The sequence below is a fragment of the Georgenia sp. SYP-B2076 genome, assembly GCF_003991205.1.
In the GTDB taxonomy this organism is placed as follows: Bacteria; Actinomycetota; Actinomycetes; order Actinomycetales; family Actinomycetaceae; genus Georgenia.
Genome location: NZ_RXOZ01000008.1, coordinates 14,415 through 32,890 on the forward strand (window position 1 = coordinate 14,415; position 18,476 = coordinate 32,890).

Genomic DNA, 18,476 nt, shown 5'->3' on the forward strand with positions numbered 1-18,476 from the left:
GCGTCAGGCTTTCGATCGCGTCAAGATCGATTCATGACGACGGAGCGCGTGCGGTGAGCGGATCGACGTCGTCGGAGGGCCGTCCGGCGGCCGCGGGGGACCGGCCGGTGACGGACGACCCCGCCACGGAGGCCCGGTCGGCCGCCCGGCCCCGCGCGGTGCAGGGTGGCGCCACCGGTGCGCCGCTGACCGTCGCGGCCGTCGCGGCGCGGCTGGGGGTCGCCGCGTCGACCCTGCGCACCTGGGACCGCCGGTACGGCCTGGGCCCCTCCTCCCACGAGGCGGGCAGCCACCGGCGCTACACGCCGGCCGACGTCGCCCGCCTGGAACGGATGCGCCACCTGACCCTCCAGGGTGTCGCGCCCTCCGACGCCGCCCAGGCGGCCGTCGCCCCCGTCGGCGCCGAGGTGCCGCGGGCGTGGGCCGGGGGCGCCGGCGGTGCGCCCCACGAGGGCGCCGAGCACCCCGAGCGTCTGCTGGTCGACCCGCTCTCCCTGGCGGCGGCGGCCATGGAGCCCGACGAGCCGCGGGTGCACCGCATGCTCGACCAGGAGGTGCGTGACGTCGGGATCGTGCGCACGTGGACGAAGCTGGCGAAGCCGGCCCTGACGATGCTCGCCCAGCGGGAGCGGTCGGACCGGCCGGGGGTGGACCCCGAGGCCGTCATCACCGCCGCCGTGCTGCTCACGGTGCGCGAGGCCAGCGCCGCGGCCGAGCACGCCGGTGAGCACGGCGTGCACGTCGTCCCGGCGGGCGCGGCCGCGGGCGCGCACAACGTGCTGCTGTGCGCCGGCGCGGACCAGCGCCTGCGCGCTCACGTGATCGCCGGCGGCCTCGCGGAGCACGGCGTGCGCGGGCGCGTGCTGCGCCTCGACGGCGGGGACCCGGACCAGGTGCTGCGGACGCTGTCCGAGCGGCGGGCCAGCGTGCTCGCCGTCCTCGGCGACCCGCCCGGCACGGAGGAGCTGGTGCGCGCCGTCTCCGAACGGGGCGACGTCGAGATCTTCCTGCTCGGCGGCGGCGTCCCCGACCTGTGGCTGCCCCGGGTGCGGCGCGTGCGGACGGCACCGGCCGCCGTCGAGGAGATCGCGGGGATGTTCGAGGAGTGACGCGCTGTGGCGCGGCCACCGGGCGGGTTGTGGCACGAGTCACTGGGTGGGTTGTGGCACGCGCCACCGGCCGGGTTGTGGCACGCGCCACGGGGTCTGAAACGCTATATCCCGGGCCCGTCGGGCGCACGTACTATCGCCGTGTGACCGAGACGAACGCACCCGCCGACCCGTTCGGCCTTGTGGGCCTGACCTACGATGACGTCCTGCTTCTCCCCGGCGCGACCGACGTGATCCCCTCCGAGGTGGACACCAGCAGCCGCCTCACCCGCGAGATCAGCCTCAAGGTCCCGCTGATCTCCGCCGCCATGGACACCGTGACCGAGGCGCGCATGGCCATCGCCATGGCCCGGGAGGGCGGCATCGGCATCCTCCACCGCAACCTCTCGATCGCGGAGCAGGCGCAGCAGGTCACCGTCGTCAAGCGGTCCGAGTCCGGCATGATCACCGACCCCGTCACCGTGCGGCCGGAGGCGACCCTCGCCGAGCTCGACGAGCTGTGCGGCAAGTACCGCGTCTCGGGCCTGCCCGTGGTCGACCCCGCCGGCGTGCTGCTGGGCATCATCACCAACCGCGACTTGCGCTTCATCCCCGCCGGCGAGTTCACGACCCGCACCGTGCGCGAGTCCATGACCCCGATGCCGCTCATCACCGGCCCGGTCGGCATCAGCTCCGACGACGCCGCCGCCCTGCTCGCCAAGCACAAGATCGAGAAGCTGCCCCTGGTCGACGGCGGCGGGAAGCTCCGCGGGCTCATCACCGTCAAGGACTTCGTCAAGTCCGAGCAGTTCCCCGACGCCACCAAGGACGGCGAGGGACGTCTCATGGTCGGCGCCGCCATCGGCTACTGGGGCGACGCGTGGGAGCGGGCCACGACGCTCGCCGAGGCCGGCGCGGATGTGCTCGTCGCGGACACCGCGAACGGCGAGGCGCGCCTCCTGCTCGAGATGATCGCGAAGATGAAGAAGGACAAGGCCTTCGCCGGGATCCAGATCATCGGCGGGAACGTGGCCACGCGCGAGGGCGCCCAGGCCCTTGTCGACGCCGGGGCCGACGCCGTCAAGGTCGGCGTCGGACCGGGCTCCATCTGCACCACCCGCGTCGTGGCGGGCGTCGGCGTTCCCCAGGTCACCGCGGTCCACCTGGCGTCTCAGGCGTGCAAGCCCGCCGGGGTCCCGGTGATCGCCGACGGCGGCCTGCAGTACTCCGGCGACATCGCCAAGGCCCTGGTCGCCGGCGCGGACACCGTCATGCTCGGGTCCCTGCTCGCCGGCTGCGCGGAGTCACCCGGTGAGCTGGTCTTCGTCAACGGCAAGCAGTACAAGCACTACCGCGGCATGGGCTCGCTCGGGGCGATGGCCTCGCGCGGCCGCGTCTCCTACTCCAAGGACCGCTACTTCCAGGCCGACGTCGACACCGACGACAAGATCATCCCCGAGGGCATCGAGGGGCAGGTGCCCTACCGCGGACCGCTGTCCGCCGTGTCCTACCAGCTCACGGGTGGCCTCCACCAGTCGATGTTCTACGTCGGTGCCCGCACCATCCCGCAACTCCAGCAGCGCGGGCGGTTCGTGCGCATCACCCCGGCCGGGCTCAAGGAGTCCCACCCCCACGACGTCCAGATGACCGCCGAGGCGCCGAACTACTACCGCCACTGAGCACCGCGCCGCCGCGCCCTCACGGGTGCGTCGACGCACCGGGGCGCGACGGCCCGAACGCCGCCCGGCCGCGCTCGCGGCCGGGCGGATCGTGTCTCAGCGAGGCGCGGCGCCGGCGGACGCGCCGACCGGCGCGGCGAGCTCCGCGGCCAGCCCCTGGGCCAGCTTCTCGACGAGTGGCATGGGCCAGCCGAGCACGGCGCCGGGCCCGGTGTAGCCCTGGGTGCGCCGCCAGGCGTTGAAGCCCTCGGCCCACTGGCGGTGCTTGGTGACCTGCCAGCTGTGCACCTCCTGGAGGGACTGGCTCGCCACCTCCGGGTAGCGGTGGGCGATGCCGGCGAGGACATCGAGCGTGGCGACGACGTCCACCTCGGCGGTGTGGAGGTTCTCCTGCTCCGGAACCGCGTAGTGCACGCACAGGTCCTGGAGCTTGCGCTTGCCGCGCCGGTAGCGGTCCAGCCCCCGGTCGAGCACGAGCGGGTCGAGGACCGGCATGCAGTCGCGGCCGAGGCGCTCCGCCAGGAGCGGCAGGCCGTGACGGTCGAGCTCGTTCTCCAGGATGGCCAGGTCGAACGCGGCGTTGAACGCGACCACCGGCACGCCGGCGCGCTGCGCCTCCGCGATGAGGGCGGCGATCTCCTCGAGCGCCTGCGGCGGCGGCACGCCGTCCGCGCGGGCGCGCTCGGTGCTGATCCCGTGGATGGCGCTCGCGCCCTCCGGGATCTCGACGCCTGGATCGATCAGCCAGGTGCGTGTGCGCGTGCCCGCCGCGTCGCGGCGGACCAGCGCCGCGGTGACGATCCGGTCGGTGGTGACGTCCACCCCGGTGGTCTCGGTGTCAAACCCTAGGAACGGTCCGGTCGACCAGCTGCTCATGGGTACCTCCTTCGAATGATCTGCACTGTGCCAGCGGCCACCGACATCGCCCGGGAGGCGGCCGGGCGTGCCCGGGTGAGCCCGCGCACGCCGGCCGCGCCGTCGGCCGCCCGGGCACGTCGGCGTCCGCCGGGCCACGCGGGTGCCCGCCCGGCCGCGCCGGCGGCCCGCGCGCAGCCGCGGGCGGGCCCTACCCTGGGGGGCGTGAACACCGTCAACCCGTCGGCCGGGCCGGGCCCGGCCGCGGTCCACGGCGCGCGCGACGCTCTGGACCGGCTCGCCCACCGGGCGCGCGCCGGGACGGTCCGCCCGCTCGCCGGCGTCCACGCCTTCGACCCCGCCGTCGCCGCCGGCTACCGGGCCGCGGCGGTGATGATCCTGTTCGCGCCCACCCCCGCGGCCGGGAAGCCTGCCCCCGAGCCCGGCGTCGACGTCTTCCTCGTGCAGCGCTCGCCGCACCTGCGCGACCACCCGGGGCAGATCGCCCTGCCCGGCGGGCGGATCGAGGAGACCGACGCGGGGGAGGCCGCCGGGGCCCTGCGCGAGACGCACGAGGAGATCGGCCTGGACCCCTCGCGCATCGAGGTGCTCGCCAAGCTGCCCCCGGTCCTCGTGCCGGTGAGCCGGTTCGTCGTCACGCCGGTGCTGGGGTGGACCGACGACGCGGACAAGGCCACCGACGTCGAGCCCGGCGAGGTGCTGCACACGATCCGGGTGCCGGTGGGGGCGCTGCTCGACCCGGCCACCCGCGCCGCGGTGACCATCGTCGGGCGGCGCAGCGCCGGGTTCCGCGTCCCCACCGGCTGGGTGTGGGGCTTCACCGGGAACCTGCTCGACCACGTCTTCACCGAGCTGGGATGGACACGGCCGTGGGACACCACCCGCGAGGTGCCCATGCGCCTCGACCGGGGGCTCGTCATCCCGGCGTGAGCAGGCCGGGCCGTCCCGGATGCGGGCCTGAAGGCGCGGTGCGACGCTCGGGAGGACCCACCCGCCGCATCGTCAGGAGCGCTTCATGTCCGACCTGACCGCCAAGACGGTCGCCTTCGTCACCTCGCAGAAGGACATCGAGGAGGCGGAGCTCACCGGCCCGTGGAAGGCCCTGCGCGACGCCGGCGCCCGCACCGTGCTCATCGCCCCCGAGGCCGGCGAGGTCGCCACCGTCATCAGCGACGACCATCGACGCCCTCAGCTGAGCACGGCGGCGGGGCGCGGCCCGGGGCAGGGCCGCGCCCGCCGCGGTGCTCCTCCGCGGCGCGGGTCCAGGAGGCGGCCCGACCCGCGGAGCGTCGTACCCGGACGGTAGCCTCGGACGGTGACCAACGAGATCGAGATCGGCCGTGGAAAGAGCGCCCGCCGCGCGTACAGCTTCGACGACATCGCCGTCGTCCCGTCCCGGCGCACCCGGGACCCGGAGGACGTCTCGGTGAGCTGGCAGATCGACGCGTACCACGTCGACCTGCCGGTGCTCGCAGCGCCGATGGACTCGGTGATGAGCCCCGCCACCGCCATCGCGCTCGGCCGGCTCGGCGGCATCGGCGTTCTCGACCTGGAGGGGCTGTGGACCCGGTACGAGGACCCGGAGCCGCTGCTCGCGGAGATCGTGGGCCTGCCTGTCGAGCGGACCACGGCGCGCATGCAGGAGATCTACTCGGAGCCCATCAAGCCCGAGCTCATCACGGCGCGCCTGCGGGAGATCCGCGCCGCCGGCGTCACCGTCGCCGGCAGCCTGTCCCCGCAGCGCACCCAGGAGCACTGGCGCACCGTCGTCGAGGCCGGCGTCGACCTGTTCATCATCCGCGGCACGACCGTCTCCGCCGAGCACGTCTCCTCCCGCGCCGAGCCCCTGAACCTCAAGCGCTTCATCTACGAGCTGGACGTGCCGGTCATCGTCGGCGGCGCGGCGACCTACACCGCCGCCCTGCACCTGATGCGCACCGGCGCAGCCGGCGTGCTCGTGGGCTTCGGTGGCGGCGCGGCGCACACCACCCGGCGCTCCCTCGGCATCCACGCGCCCATGGCGACCGCCGTCGCCGACGTCGCCGCCGCGCGCCGCGACTACATGGACGAGTCCGGCGGCCGGTACGTCCACGTCATCGCGGACGGCGGGGTCGGCCGCTCCGGCGACCTCGTCAAGGCCATCGCCTGCGGCGCGGACGCCGTCATGCTCGGCGCCGCGCTGGCCCGCGCCACCGAGGCGCCCGGCCACGGCTGGCACTGGGGCTCCGAGGCCCACCACCCCGAGCTGCCCCGCGGCGAGCGGGTCCAGGTCGGCACCGTGGGCACCATGGCCGAGATCCTCCACGGGCCCAGCCGGACGGCGGACGGCACGCTCAACCTCATCGGCGCCCTGCGCCGGACGATGGCCACCACGGGCTACTCCGACGCCAAGGAGTTCCAGCGCGTGGAGGTCGTCGTCTCCCCGTACGACCCCCTGAAGTAGGGCCCGCCGCCGCGCCCCGGCCGCCACGCAGCCGCCGCCCACCGGCGCGGCGAGTGCGTGGCGCCCGGGCCGCTGCTGCGCCCGGCGACACCCTCCGCGGAGATGCCGCCCTGGTCCGGGCCGGTCGATAGGCTCGCACGGAAGGCACGTTCGGACGATGTCCGTTCGTATCCCTGCTCCGGAAGGATCGCCATGGCTCAGCGCAGTGCCGTCGTCGCCTCGAAGGTCGGGCTCCACGCCCGGCCCGCCGCCCTCTTCGTCAGGGCAGTGCTCGACTCCGGCGTCCCGGTGACGCTCTCGCGGGGCGGCTCGGAGCCGGTGGACGCCGGCAGCATCCTCGCCGTCATGGCCCTCGGCGCCCAGCACGGCGACGAGGTGGTCCTCGCCGCCGAGGGCGCGGGCGCGGAGCAGGTCCTCGACGACCTCGCGGCGCTGGTCCAGACCGACCTCGACGCCTGAGCCGCCCGCCGTCCAGCTGGCGGGACATCCCCGTCCCGACCCGCCGGTGAAATGGATCACGGCGGCGCCGGTGGGCCAGGATGGGTGGCAGAAGGCGCCGGTCCGCGCCGACCACCTCGAGAGTATGGAGCAGCAGTGACGCAGCAGCATGCCGCCGACAGCGCGGAGGACTTCCGCATCGAGCACGACACCATGGGCGAGGTGAGGGTGCCGCGCGAGGCCCTGTACTCGGCGCAGACCCAGCGTGCCGTCGAGAACTTCCCGATCTCCGGGCGTGGCCTGTCCTCCCACCACATCGCCGCGCTGGGGCAGGTCAAGCGCGCCGCCGCGCTGGCCAACGCGGAGCTGGGTGTGCTGCCCGAGGACGTCGCCCGGGCGATCGTGGGCGCCGCCGAGGAGGTCATCGCCGGCCGGCACGACGGGCAGTTCCCGATCGACGTGTTCCAGACCGGTTCGGGCACCTCCTCCAACATGAACACCAACGAGGTCGTGGCGAACCTGGCCTCCACGCGGCTCGGCCGCCCGGTCCACCCCAACGACCACGTCAATGCCTCGCAGTCCTCCAACGACGTCTTCCCCTCCTCGATCCACATCGCGGCCGCGCAGGCCGTGGTGGAGGAGCTGGTCCCCGGCCTGGAGGTGCTCGCCACCTCGCTGGAGGCCAAGGCGGAGGAGTTCAAGGACGTCGTCAAGTCCGGCCGCACCCACCTCATGGACGCCACGCCCATCACGCTGGGCCAGGAGTTCTCCGGCTACGCCACCCAGATCCGCTACGGGATCGACCGCGTGAACGCGACCCTGCCGCGGCTCGCGGAGCTGCCCCTGGGCGGGACCGCCGTCGGCACGGGGATCAACACCCCGCCCGGGTTCTCCCGCCGAGTCATCGAGCTCGTGGCCGAGAACACCGGCCTGCCGCTCGTCGAGGCGAGGAACCACTTCGAGGCCCAGGCCGCCCAGGACTCCCTCGTGGAGACCTCCGGCGCGCTGCGTACCGTCGCGGTCTCCCTCACCAAGATCGCCAACGACCTGCGCTGGATGGGCTCCGGGCCGCGCACCGGCCTCGGCGAGATCTCCCTGCCCGACCTGCAGCCCGGCTCCTCGATCATGCCCGGCAAGGTCAACCCGGTCGTCCCCGAGGCCACGGTCATGGTGGCGGCCCAGGTGATCGGCAACGACGCGGCGATCGCGTTCGCGGGCGCGCAGGGCAACTTCGACCTGCTCGTCATGCTGCCGGTCATGGCCCGCAACCTGCTCGAGTCCATCACCCTGGTCGGCAACGTCTCCCGGATCCTCGCGACCAAGACCGTCGACGGCCTGGTGGCCAACGTCGAGCGGTGCCTCGAGCTGGCGGAGTCCTCCCCGTCGATCGTCACGCCGCTCAACCGGATCATCGGGTACGAGGCGGCCGCGAAGATCGCCAAGCACTCGGTGAAGAAGGGCATCACCGTGCGGGCGGCCGTGGAGGACCTCGGCTACGTCGAGCGCGGCGAGGTCACACCCGAGCAGCTCGACGCCGCCCTGGACGTCCGCAGCATGACGGGCCAGCAGGGCTGACGCACCCCCAGAGGCGTGAGCGGTCAAGTACTCGCACGTGCGAGTACTTGACCGCTCACGGGCCAGAGGGGGTGGGTCAGATCAGCGACATCGCCTGGCGGGCGATGGCGAGCTCCTCGTTGGTCGGGATCACCATGACGGTCACCTTGGCGCCGTCGGGGGAGATGACCGTCGGCTCCTTCTTGCGCCCGGCGTTGCGCTCCGGGTCGATCTCGACGCCCAGGAACTCGAGCCCCGCCACGGCTTCGGCGCGCACGATGTCGTCGTTCTCGCCGACGCCGGCGGTGAAGCTGAGGACGTCCAGCCCGCCCATCACGGCGGCGTAGGAGCCGATGTACTTGCGCAGACGGTAGGTGTAGACGTCGAGCCCCACGCGCGCCCCGGTGTCGCCCTCGGCGATGAGGCGGTGGACCTCGCGCAGGTCGTTCTCGCCGGTCAGGCCCTTGAGGCCGGAGCGCTTGTTGAACAGGTCGTCGATCTCGTCGACGCTCATCCCGGCGTTCCGCTTGAGGTGGAAGACGACGGCGGGGTCGATGTCGCCCGTGCGGGTGCCCATGACTAGGCCCTCCAGCGGCGTCAGCCCCATCGAGGTGTCCACGGCCTTGCCGCCGACGACGGCGGAGGCGGACGCCCCGTTGCCGAGGTGGAGCACGATCTGCTTGAGGCTGTCGCGGCCGAGCACCTCGGCGGCCTTGGCCGAGACGTACTGGTGCGAGGTGCCGTGGGCGCCGTAGCGGCGCACCGAGTACTTCTCGGCCACCTCGCGGTCCAGCGCGTAGGTCGCGGCGGCGTCGGGCAGGGTCTGGAAGAACGCGGTATCGAAGACGACGACGTGGGGGACGTCGGGCAGCAGCTCGCGGCCCACCCGGATGCCCGTGAGGTTCGCGGGGTTGTGCAGGGGGGCGAGCGGGGCGAGGCGCTCGATGGTGGCGACGACGTCGTCGGTGACCAGGGCGGGCCCGGCGAACTCCTTGCCGCCCTGGACCACGCGGTGCCCCACCGCCACGATGCCGGCCTCGGAGAGCGCGGGGCCGACCTCCTCGAAGAGGGCGAGGACCTGACGCAGGCCGTCGCCGTGGTCGGCGACCCGGTCGTGGCGCTCCGTCTTGGTGCTCCCGGCCTTGTGCTCGATGTGCCCGGCGTCCTCGCCGATGCGCTCGACCAGGCCCGAGGCGAGGGCCGTGCCGGCGTCGGGGTCGACCAGCTGGTACTTGATCGAGGACGAGCCGGAGTTGATGACCAGGACGGTGGCGCTCATACGTTGATCTCCTTCTTGTTCACGGCCTGTGCGGCCTGCGCGGCCTTGTCGGCCTGGGCCTGGACGGCCGTGATGGCGACGGTGTTGACGATGTCCTGCACCAGCGCGCCGCGCGAGAGGTCGTTGACGGGCTTGTTCAGGCCCTGGAGCACGGGGCCCACCGCGACGGCGCCGGCCGAGCGCTGCACGGCCTTGTAGGTGTTGTTGCCGGTGTTGAGGTCGGGGAAGACGAAGACGGTGGCGCGCCCCGCCACCTCGGAGTCGGGCATCTTGGTGCGGGCCACCGAGGCGTCGACGGCGGCGTCGTACTGGATCGGGCCCTCGACGAAGAGGTCCGGGCGGCGCTCCTTGACCAGCTCCGTGGCGGAGCGGACCTTGTCCACGTCCGCGCCCGAGCCCGACTGGCCGGTGGAGTAGGAGAGCATGGCCACGCGCGGGGCGACGTCGAACTGGGCCGCGGTCGCGGCGGAGGAGATGGCGATGTCCGCCAGCTGCTCCGCGGTGGGGTCCGGGTTGACGGCGCAGTCGCCGTAGACGAGGACCCGGTCGGCGAGGCACATGAGGAAGACCGAGGACACGATCGACGTGTCCGGCTTGGTCTTGATGATCTCGAACGACGGCTTGATGGTGTGCGCCGTGGTGTGGGTGGCCCCGGAGACCATGCCGTCGGCCTGACCGAGGTGGACCATCATCGTGCCGAAGTAGGAGACGTCCCGCACGATCTCGCGGGCACGCTCGACCGTCATGCCCTTGTGGGCGCGCAGGCGGGCGTACTCCTCGGCGAACGTCTGGACCAGCTCCGAGGTGGCCGGGTCGATGATCGTGGCCGCATCGAGGTCCAGCCCGAGCTCGGCGGCGCGGGCGCGCACCTGGGTCTCGTTGCCCAGCAGGATCAGGTCGGCGACCTGTCGGGAGAGGAGGGTGGAGGCGGCGCGCATGATGCGGTCGTCGCCGCCCTCGGGCAGCACGATGCGCTGGCGGTCGGCGCGGGCACGCTCGAGCAGCGTCGACTCGAACATCAGCGGCGTGACGACCTCGCTGCGGGGGACGTCGAGGATCCGCATGAGGGACTCGGCGTCGAGGTTCTGCTCGAAGACGCCCAGCGCGGTGTCGATCTTGCGCTGGGTGCCCCGCGCGAGGATGCCGCGGGTGGAGGCGACGATCTGGGCCGACTCGTAGGTGTCATGCGGGGTGGAGATGATCGGGAGGCGCTGCCCCAGGCCCTCGACCATCTTCGTCACCTGCGGCGAGGGGCGGTAGCCGCCGTTGAGGACGATCGCCGACAGCGACGGGAAGGTCTCCGACGCGTGCGCGGTGACGAGGGTGACGAGCACCTCGGGACGGTCGCCCGCGGCGATGGCCAGCTGGCCGTCCCGCAAGCGTTCGAGGACGTGCTCGGTGCTCATGCCGGCCACGAGCATGTGCTCGGCCTCACGGCTGAGGAGCTCCTCGTCGCCGAGGATGAGCTCGCCGTCCAGGGCGGCCATGAGGTCGGCGACGACGGGCGCCGACAGGAGCGGGACCTCCGGCAGCGCCCAGGCGGGCAGGCCGGACGCGGCCAGCGCCTCCCGGACCTGGCCGAGCTCCTCGGGCCGGCACCGGTTGGCCAGGACGCCGACGGTCGTGGCGTGGTTCGCGGCGATCTCGGCGACGGCGAGCTCGGCGACCTGCGCGACCTCGGCGGATGTGTGGTGAAGCGCGCCGACCACCAGGAGGACGGGGGCGCCGAGGTTGGCGGCGACCCGGGCGTTGAAGGACAGCTCGGTCGGGCCGGTGACGTCGGTGTAGTCGGACCCGACGATGACGACGACCTCGCAGTCGCGCTCCACGGCGCGGTACTTGTCGACGATGGTGCTCAGGGCGGCCTCGGGGTCGGCGTGGACCTCGTCGTAGGTCACGCCGATGGACTCGTCGTAGCTCCGCTCGACGCTGGCGCGGCCCGTGAGCAGGTTGACGATCGCGTCGTCGCCCGTGGTGCTGCGGGTGACGGGCCGGAAGACCCCCACCTTCTCCACCCGCCGCGTGAAGAGGTCCACGAGACCCAGCGCGACCGTGGACTTGCCCGTGTACCCCTCGGGAGAGGCGATGTAGATGCTCCGCGCCACTGTCGTGGTCCCTCTCTGTGTGCGGGCGCCCCTGCTGGGTGCCCGGCGTGTTCGTGCGGGGGCCGGTGGGTCTGCTGACCCACCGGCCCCCGGCTCAAGCCGTCCGTGCCGTGGTGCGGGTGGGGCTACTCGTTGTCCCCGCCGGTGAACACGGTGGCGTTGGGGCCGCCGCGCTCAGTGCCGGTCTCGCCGACGTCCGGCCACACCCACTCGGCCACGACGGGGATGTCCTCGCCGAACTCGCGGGTGTACTGGCGGGCCTCGAGGCGGAGGTCCACCATCTTCTGGCGCAGCGGGCCGTACTTCGCGGCCAGCCCCGGCACCCGGTCGATGACGTCCATGACCAGGTGGTAGCGGTCGAGGTCGTTGAGCATCACCATGTCGAAGGGCGTGGTGGTGGTGCCCTCCTCCTTGAAGCCGCGCACGTGGATGTTGCCGTGGCCGTGGCGGCGGTAGGTGAGTCGGTGGATCAGCCACGGGTAGCCGTGGTAGGCAAACACGACCGGCTTGTCGGCGGTGAAGATCGTGTCGAAGGTGCGGTCGCTCAGGCCGTGCGGGTGCTCCTTCTCGTCCTGCAGGCGCATGAGGTCGACGACGTTGACCACGCGGACCTTCAGGTCCGGGATGTGCTGGCGCAGCAGGTCCGCCGCGGCCAGCGTCTCCAGGGTGGGGACGTCACCGGCGCAGCCGAGGACGACGTCGGGCGCCTCGCCCTCGACCTCCGTGCCGGCCCACTCCCAGATGCCCAGGCCGCGGGCGCAGTGCTTCGTCGCGTCCTCCATGCTCAGGAAGTTCGGGGCGGGCTGCTTCCCGGCCACGACCACGTTGACGTACTGCTTGGAGCGCAGCACGTGGTCGTACGTCGAGAGCAGGGTGTTCGTGTCCGGCGGCAGGTAGACCCGGATGATGTCGGCCTTCTTGTTGACCACGTGGTCGATGAAGCCCGGGTCCTGGTGCGAGAACCCGTTGTGGTCCTGGCGCCACACGTGCGAGGACAGCAGGTAGTTCAGCGACGCGATGGGGCGGCGCCACGGGATGTCGTCCGTGACCTTCAGCCACTTCGCGTGCTGGTTGAACATCGAGTCGATGATGTGGATGAACGCCTCGTAGGAGCTCATCAGTCCGTGGCGACCGGTGAGGAGGTACCCCTCGAGCCAGCCCTGGCACTGGTGCTCCGAGAGCATCTCCATGACGCGGCCGGCGCGGGAGAGGTGGTCGTCGACGTCCGTGGGCAGGTACTCGGCGTTCCACTGCTTGGCGGTGACGTCGTAGACGTCCTGCAGGCGGTTCGACGCCGTCTCGTCGGGGCCGAAGATGCGGAAGTTGTCCGGGTTGAGGCGGATGACCTCGGTGAGGTACTTGCCCAGGACGCGGGTGGCCTCGGTCATCGGGGCGCCGGGGGCCTCGACGTCGACGGCGAAGTCGCGCCAGTCGGGCAGGCGCAGGTCCTTGAGCACCAGGCCGCCGTTGGTGACCGGGTTGGCGCTCATGCGCAGGTACCCGGCGGGGGCGAGCGAGGCGATCTCGGGCCGGAGCCGGCCGTTCTCGTCGAAGAGCTCGTCGGGGCGGTAGCTCTGGAGCCACGTCTCGAGGTCCTTGAGGTGCTCGTCGGTGTCACGGGCGCTGGCCAGCGGCACCTGGTGCGAGCGCCACGAGTCCTCGGTGCGCTTGCCGTCGATCTCCTTGGGGCCGGTCCAGCCCTTGGGGGTCTTGAAGACGATCATGGGCCACTGCGGGCGCTCCATCTCGTCCTCGGGCGTGGCGGCCGCCTTGGCCTTGATGTCGGCGATCTCGTCGAGGACCACGTCGAGCAGCTCGGCGAAGCGGCGGTGGAAGGCCGCCGGGTCCTCGCCCTCGAAGCCACCGGTGAAGAAGTGGGGCTTGTGGCCGTAGCCGCGCATGAGGTCCGCCAGCTCCTCCTCGGGGATGCGGGCCAGCACGGTGGGGTTGGCGATCTTGTACCCGTTGAGGTGGAGAACGGGCAGGACGACGCCGTCCTTGGCGGGGTTGACGAACTTGTTGGAGTGCCACGAGGTCGCCAGCGGGCCGGTCTCGGCCTCGCCGTCGCCGACCACGGCGAAGACCAGCAGGTCGGGGTTGTCGAACGCGGCGCCGTAGGCGTGGGACAGGGCGTAGCCGAGCTCGCCGCCCTCGTGGATGGAGCCGGGGGTCTCCGGCGCCACGTGCGAGGGGATGCCGCCCGGGAAGGAGAACTGCTTGAACAGCCGGCCGAGCCCCTCCTCGTCCTGGGTGATGGCGGGGTAGGTCTCGGTGTACGTGCCCTCGAGGTAGGTGTTCGCGACCAGGCCGGGACCGCCGTGGCCCGGGCCGGTGACGTACATGGCCGAGACCTCGCGCTCCTGGATGACGCGGTTCATGTGCGCGTACAGGAAGTTCAGGCCCGGGGTGGTACCCCAGTGGCCGAGCAGGCGGCGCTTGACGTCGTCGCGGTCGAGAGGCGTGCGCAGCAGCGGGTTCTTGAGCAGGTAGATCTGCCCGACGGAGAGGTAGTTGGCCGCGCGCCACCAGGCGTCGACACGCTGGAGCGTGGCGGAGTCGAGTTCTCCGCTGGCGCTCTCGGCGCGGTGCCGCCACGCGGTGGAGGGCGCGGCGCTGGTCGTAGTACTCATCCGGATCTCCTCGGTTGGTCTTCCCCGCGACGGAACGGTCCCCGGCGCCGTGGCCGAGCGAGCGGCGGGGCGCCGGCGGACCCGTCGAGGGTGGTTCCGACGGAGCAAGTCTCCTCCAAACGGGCCTGGGTGCGCCCTTCGGCGGCACCCCAATCCCCCTTTCCGGGAGGTTTAGTGGCTGATCCCACAGGGGACGGACCACACGCGCGGACACGTAACCTGGGCCCGTGGACCTAGACCCCGCCGCCGCGGCCGCACGGGCCCCCGCGGCCGCCGGCAACGCCCCGGTGCGCGGTTCCGCCGCGGGCGGCCGCACCGACACGGACGGTTCGACGCCGGGCGCGGCGCCCGCCGTCGCCCCGCCGGCGGGCGCGGGGCCCGGCGGTGGCGCCGGCATGGACGGAGGCGGTGCCGACGGCGGTGCCGGTTCCGGCGGTGCGCCCGGTGACGGCGCCCCTCGAGGTGCCGGCGGGGACGGGCGGTGGCGGGACCGGGTGACCGGGACGCGCGCGGACTACCTCCGCGCGGCGGTGACGCCGCGGATGCTCGGCCTCTTCGTCCTGCTGCTGGCCGCTGCGCTCGTGTGCGTCCGGCTCGGGGCGTGGCAGCTGGACCGGGCCACCAGCCGCGGCGCCGAGGCCGCGGAGACCGCGCACGCCGCGCGCCTCGCCCGTGACCCGGTGCCGCTCGAGGACGTGCTGCGGGCGCAGACCTCCTTCACCGCGGACGAGCTCGCCGTGCCGGTCGAGGTCACCGGCGCCTACCGCCCCGGCCAGCAGGTGCTGGTCCCGGACCGGGCCGTGGACGGCGAGGATGCCGCGCTCGTCGTGACGGGCCTGTGGGTGAGCCGGGGACGCGACGCCGGAGCGATGATTCCCGTGGTGCGCGGCTGGGTGCCGTCGGCGTCGATCAGCACCGAGGGCGGGGCGGCCGAGCCGGCGGATGCCGCCACGGCCGCGCTGCTCGCCGTGCCGACCGGCGAGCAGACCGTCACGGGGTACCTCGGCGGCTCGGAGGCCGCCGTGTCCGAGCGGTACCCGTCCGGGATGGTCGGGGCGATCAGCTCCGCGGAGCTGGCGAACCTGTGGGGCGGCCCCACCTACGGCGGGTACCTGGTGGCGTTCACCGAGGCCCCGGACGGCACCCGCTCCGCCACCTCGCCGACGGGCCTCCCGCACGCGCCGCCCCCGACGATGGCCGAGGAGACGGGGCTGAACATCCAGAACCTGGCCTACGCCGCCGAGTGGGTCATCTTCGGTGGCTTCGCGCTGTTCGTCTGGTGGCGGATGGTCCGCGACGACGTGGCCTACCGCCGCGAGGACGTCGGCGTGGCCTGAGCGCCGGCCGTGCGTGCCTCCGCGGCGCGGATGAGAGACTGGGCGCCAGCCGATCGAAGGGATCATCGTGACCAGCCCTGACCTACCCCGGACCGACCAGGGGCCCGCCGCCGCGGCGTTGGAGCGCAAGGCGCGCAGCGCGTTCAGCGCCTACCGGGCGATGGCCTTCGTCACCGGCACGATGCTGCTGATCCTGTGCCTGGAGATGGTCCTCAAGTACGGCTTCAACGGCGGCGAGCCCGTGCTGGGCACCTGGGTGGCCATCGTCCACGGCTGGATCTATGTGATCTACGCCGTCACCGTCTTCAACCTCTGGTCGTCGATGCGGTGGGGCTTCGGCCGCATGGTGGCCCTCATCGCCGGCGGTGTGGTGCCGTTCCTCTCCTTCATCATGGAGACCCGCGCCAAGCGCTGGTTCCAGGCCGACCTGCCCGCCATGGTCGCCCGCACGGCCGCGCGCGCCCGCTGACCGCCCGCTGACGCCGCGCGCGCTGACGAAGGACACGCGAAGACCGAGCGCGGACCACCAGGCCGGGGCCCGGCCCACCGCCGGCCCCCGACGCGCGGCAGGGACGACCCGGGCCGCAGGTCGGGGGCGCGCAGCATGGCGCCGCCTGCGGATGACGTCCTCGACCCGGGCGTGGTCCGTTGATAACGTGCAGCGGACGACGCATGCCCGAATAATCTCCGTGGGTCTGCAGCACACCTGCCGGAGAGGACAGAGATGACAGCTCGACCACGACACCGCCGCATGGTCGGTGCGGTGGGCGCGACGGCCGCCTGCGCGCTGGTGCTGGCGGCCTCGGCCGCGGCTGCCACCGAGGAGCCCACCGCGGAGCTGGGGTCGGAGGAGCTCCCCGTCGAGGGGACCTTCCGGTACCCGGACTTCTGGCTCAGCTCAGGCACCGAGATCGTCGGTGCCGTGCACGCGGTACGCCGGGTCGAAGGGGGCACCGCCGTCTACTACTCGGTCGGCGTCGACGAGGGCGCGGCCGACGCCTTCAACGGCGGGATGGCGTTCGAGCCCGCGCCCAGTGACTACGAGCTGGTCGAGGCCGCGAACATCAGCCTGGTCGACACCGGCGAGCTCACCGCGTACCGCCCGCTCCACGGCGAGGTGGAGATGACCTCGAGCACCATCGGGATGGAAGCCCCCGCGGGCCAGCTCGTCACGGTCTTCGCGATGTTCCCCGAGCTGCCCGAGACCACGACCACCGTGGACCTACGCATGGAGTGGGGCGTCACCGTCGCCGATGTCCCGGTCGGCGAAGGGGCCCTGGAGCCCGCGGTGGACGAGCCGTTCACGGTGTTCGGCAAGGGGTGGCCGGAGCTCCCGACGGCGGATGAGCTGGCCACCGCCGACCCGGCGGCCGTCACGTTCGACCTGATCTCCCGCGCGGAGGACCTCAAGGGGACGGCGGCCGTGGCGGAGACCCCCGACCAGGTGGAGGTGACCTTCGACGCCAACGTGCTCTTCGCCGTCGAGTCGGCTGAGGTCTCGGGCGAGGCTCGCGGCCGCGTCCGGGAGATCGCGGAGGACATCGCCGCCCGCGGCGCCGGGGAGATCACGGTGACGGGGCACTCGGACTCCGTCAAGGGAACCGTCGACAACCAGACGTTGTCCACGCAGCGCGCCCAGGCGGTCGCCGACATGCTGTCGCCGGTCGTGGCGGGCAGCGACGTGACGCTCGTCGTGGCAGGCAAGGGCCCCGACGAGCCCGTCGCCGACAACGGCACCGAGGAGGGCCGCGCCAAGAACCGGCGGGTCACGGTCGCCTATCGGGTGGAGGGGCAGAAATGACGACCGGGCGACGAGCGGCTTGCGTCGCGGCCGCGGTGCTGGTGCTGGCGGGGTGCACGAACGCCGGCCGCGAGCCGACCGCCCCCGAACCGGGTGGCCCCTCCGGCGCGAGCGCCGAGCCGGGCAAGACCACCGAGGACGTCGCCGCGGCCGTCTTCGGCTCGGTGGCCGACGTGGAACCGCTCGCCGAGGCTGACGGTGTGGTCACGGACGGGCCGCGGCGGACGCCGGTGCGCGTCGCCGTCGAGACGGTCGACGCCTCGCCCGAGAGCACCCTGGTCACCTTCACGCTCTACGGCACCCAGCAGGAGGAGGAGCCGCTCCCGCTCGACGCCTTCAACTCGACCCGCATGCTGATGATGGACGTCCGGGACGTGTCCATCGTCGACCAGGACGCCCAGGTCCGGTACGCGCCCTATCTCGGCTACGAGGAGGGCGAGACCCTCGCCGACGCGGGCTTCTGCATGTGCTCGACGGCACCGAAGACGGTCAACCTGGACGGCATCACGCTCTACGCCACCTACCCGCCGCTCGCCGAGAGCTCGCGGTCCATCACCCTGGACATCCCCGGCTTCGATCCCATCGAGGGGCTGCCGGTCAGCCGGTCTTGAGCGACGCTCACCCGGGCGGGCGGCTCTTTCGCACGAAGGACGGTAGGCAGGAGATGCCGATGAAGCTCCCGACCCGCAGAGGGGTACGGCGCGCTGCCGCGCTCGTCGCGGCCGGCGTGCTCCTGACCGCGTGCTCGGGCACGGGAACGCCCGAGGGATGGATGCGGCTGGAGCGGGGCTGGCTCGCGGTCGACGCCCCCGAGGAGCTGATCGAGGTTCCCGAGGAGCAGGCCGGCGCCTACGACCTGGTGCTGCAGGACACCAGGGAGAGCCCCGACGTCCAGCTCGCCGCGGCGACCGAGTACGGGACGGCGTCGGCGCGCTCCACCCTGACCGTGGTGCGCCTCGAGTCGCCCTTCGGCCGGCTCGACGAGGGCGATGAGTTCTCCGAGGTCGAGACGGACGGCGACCGGGAGCTGTGGCGCTGGGACTTCACCTACGAGGACGGCGCGTACCAGGGCGTGGGCTGGGCGGCGCACGACTCCGAGACGGAACGCACCGTCGTGGTGGCGCTGACGGGCAAGGACCTGGCGGACCAGACGGTCCAACAGGTCGAGCAGAGCATCGAGGTCCGGACCGGCTGAGCGCGCGTGGCGCACGGCACGCGGACCCCGCGGCGGCGGCGCGCACCGGCG

Annotated in this window: 16 protein-coding genes; 12 read left to right on the forward strand and 4 right to left on the reverse strand. The window is 72.9% G+C overall.

Features of this window, described 5'->3' with window-relative positions; translation table 11 throughout:
- The first annotated feature begins 53 nt into the window (after window positions 1-53).
- Entirely contained in the window at window positions 54-1,109 is a 1,056-nt protein-coding gene (locus tag EJK16_RS04015) for a MerR family transcriptional regulator (RefSeq protein WP_240645760.1), read from the forward strand.
- Between the two features lie 143 nt (window positions 1,110-1,252).
- Window positions 1,253-2,767 (forward strand): IMP dehydrogenase, encoded by a 1,515-nt coding sequence (gene guaB, locus EJK16_RS04020; RefSeq protein WP_127126602.1) that lies wholly within the window; start codon window positions 1,253-1,255, stop codon window positions 2,765-2,767.
- Between the two features lie 96 nt (window positions 2,768-2,863).
- Here guaB and EJK16_RS04025 read toward each other — a convergent pair whose 3' ends face one another.
- Window positions 2,864-3,643 (reverse strand): exonuclease domain-containing protein, encoded by a 780-nt coding sequence (locus EJK16_RS04025; protein WP_127126604.1) that lies wholly within the window; start codon window positions 3,641-3,643, stop codon window positions 2,864-2,866.
- Between the two features lie 204 nt (window positions 3,644-3,847).
- Between EJK16_RS04025 and EJK16_RS04030 the strand changes: the two genes are divergently transcribed.
- The 5 genes from EJK16_RS04030 (at window position 3,848) to EJK16_RS04050 (ending at window position 8,099) form a co-directional block, all read left to right on the forward strand.
- Window positions 3,848-4,573 carry a CoA pyrophosphatase gene (locus EJK16_RS04030; protein WP_127126606.1) on the forward strand — a complete coding sequence of 242 codons (726 nt, stop codon included), beginning with the start codon at window positions 3,848-3,850 and terminating at the stop codon, window positions 4,571-4,573.
- Window positions 4,574-4,658: 85 nt separating this feature from the next.
- A complete protein-coding gene (locus tag EJK16_RS04035) occupies window positions 4,659-4,949 on the forward strand; it encodes a hypothetical protein (protein ID WP_127126608.1) in 291 nt (96 codons plus the stop codon).
- A 9-nt stretch (window positions 4,950-4,958) separates the two neighbouring features.
- A complete protein-coding gene (locus EJK16_RS04040; RefSeq protein WP_127126610.1) occupies window positions 4,959-6,086 on the forward strand; it encodes a GuaB3 family IMP dehydrogenase-related protein in 1,128 nt (375 codons plus the stop codon).
- Between the two features lie 192 nt (window positions 6,087-6,278).
- Entirely contained in the window at window positions 6,279-6,545 is a 267-nt protein-coding gene (locus EJK16_RS04045; RefSeq protein WP_127126612.1) for an HPr family phosphocarrier protein, read from the forward strand.
- 135 nt (window positions 6,546-6,680) lie between these two features.
- Window positions 6,681-8,099, forward strand: coding sequence for an aspartate ammonia-lyase (locus EJK16_RS04050; protein WP_255411466.1), 1,419 nt, complete (start codon window positions 6,681-6,683; stop codon window positions 8,097-8,099).
- A 76-nt stretch (window positions 8,100-8,175) separates the two neighbouring features.
- On the opposite strand, the gene EJK16_RS04055 is transcribed toward EJK16_RS04050, so the two are convergent.
- The 3 genes from EJK16_RS04055 to EJK16_RS04065 all read right to left on the reverse strand — a co-directional run bounded on the left by EJK16_RS04055 (window position 8,176) and on the right by EJK16_RS04065 (window position 14,092).
- Entirely contained in the window at window positions 8,176-9,357 is a 1,182-nt protein-coding gene (locus EJK16_RS04055; RefSeq protein ID WP_127126616.1) for an acetate/propionate family kinase, read from the reverse strand.
- A complete protein-coding gene (gene pta, locus EJK16_RS04060; protein WP_127126618.1) occupies window positions 9,354-11,462 on the reverse strand; it encodes a phosphate acetyltransferase in 2,109 nt (702 codons plus the stop codon). The genes EJK16_RS04055 and pta overlap by 4 nt, the downstream gene beginning before the upstream one ends.
- 125 nt (window positions 11,463-11,587) lie before the next feature.
- On the reverse strand, window positions 11,588-14,092 hold the full coding sequence (locus EJK16_RS04065) for a phosphoketolase (protein WP_127126620.1): 2,505 nt from the start codon (window positions 14,090-14,092) through the stop codon (window positions 11,588-11,590).
- A gap of 227 nt (window positions 14,093-14,319) precedes the next feature.
- Between EJK16_RS04065 and EJK16_RS04070 the strand changes: the two genes are divergently transcribed.
- The 5 genes from EJK16_RS04070 (at window position 14,320) to EJK16_RS04090 (ending at window position 18,425) form a co-directional block, all read left to right on the forward strand.
- Window positions 14,320-15,429, forward strand: coding sequence for an SURF1 family protein (locus tag EJK16_RS04070; protein WP_240645761.1), 1,110 nt, complete (start codon window positions 14,320-14,322; stop codon window positions 15,427-15,429).
- Window positions 15,430-15,496: 67 nt separating this feature from the next.
- Window positions 15,497-15,898, forward strand: coding sequence for a DUF3817 domain-containing protein (locus EJK16_RS04075; protein WP_240645762.1), 402 nt, complete (start codon window positions 15,497-15,499; stop codon window positions 15,896-15,898).
- Window positions 15,899-16,153: 255 nt separating this feature from the next.
- Window positions 16,154-17,230, forward strand: coding sequence for an OmpA family protein (locus EJK16_RS04080; RefSeq protein WP_127126622.1), 1,077 nt, complete (start codon window positions 16,154-16,156; stop codon window positions 17,228-17,230).
- The gene (locus EJK16_RS04085; RefSeq protein ID WP_127126624.1) at window positions 17,227-17,841 is read left to right on the forward strand and encodes a hypothetical protein; all 615 of its coding nucleotides are present in this window, start codon (window positions 17,227-17,229) and stop codon (window positions 17,839-17,841) included. Before EJK16_RS04080 ends, EJK16_RS04085 begins: the two co-directional genes overlap by 4 nt.
- Window positions 17,842-17,900: 59 nt before the next feature.
- The gene (locus EJK16_RS04090) at window positions 17,901-18,425 is read left to right on the forward strand and encodes a hypothetical protein (protein ID WP_127126626.1); all 525 of its coding nucleotides are present in this window, start codon (window positions 17,901-17,903) and stop codon (window positions 18,423-18,425) included.
- The last annotated feature ends 51 nt before the right edge of the window (window positions 18,426-18,476 follow it).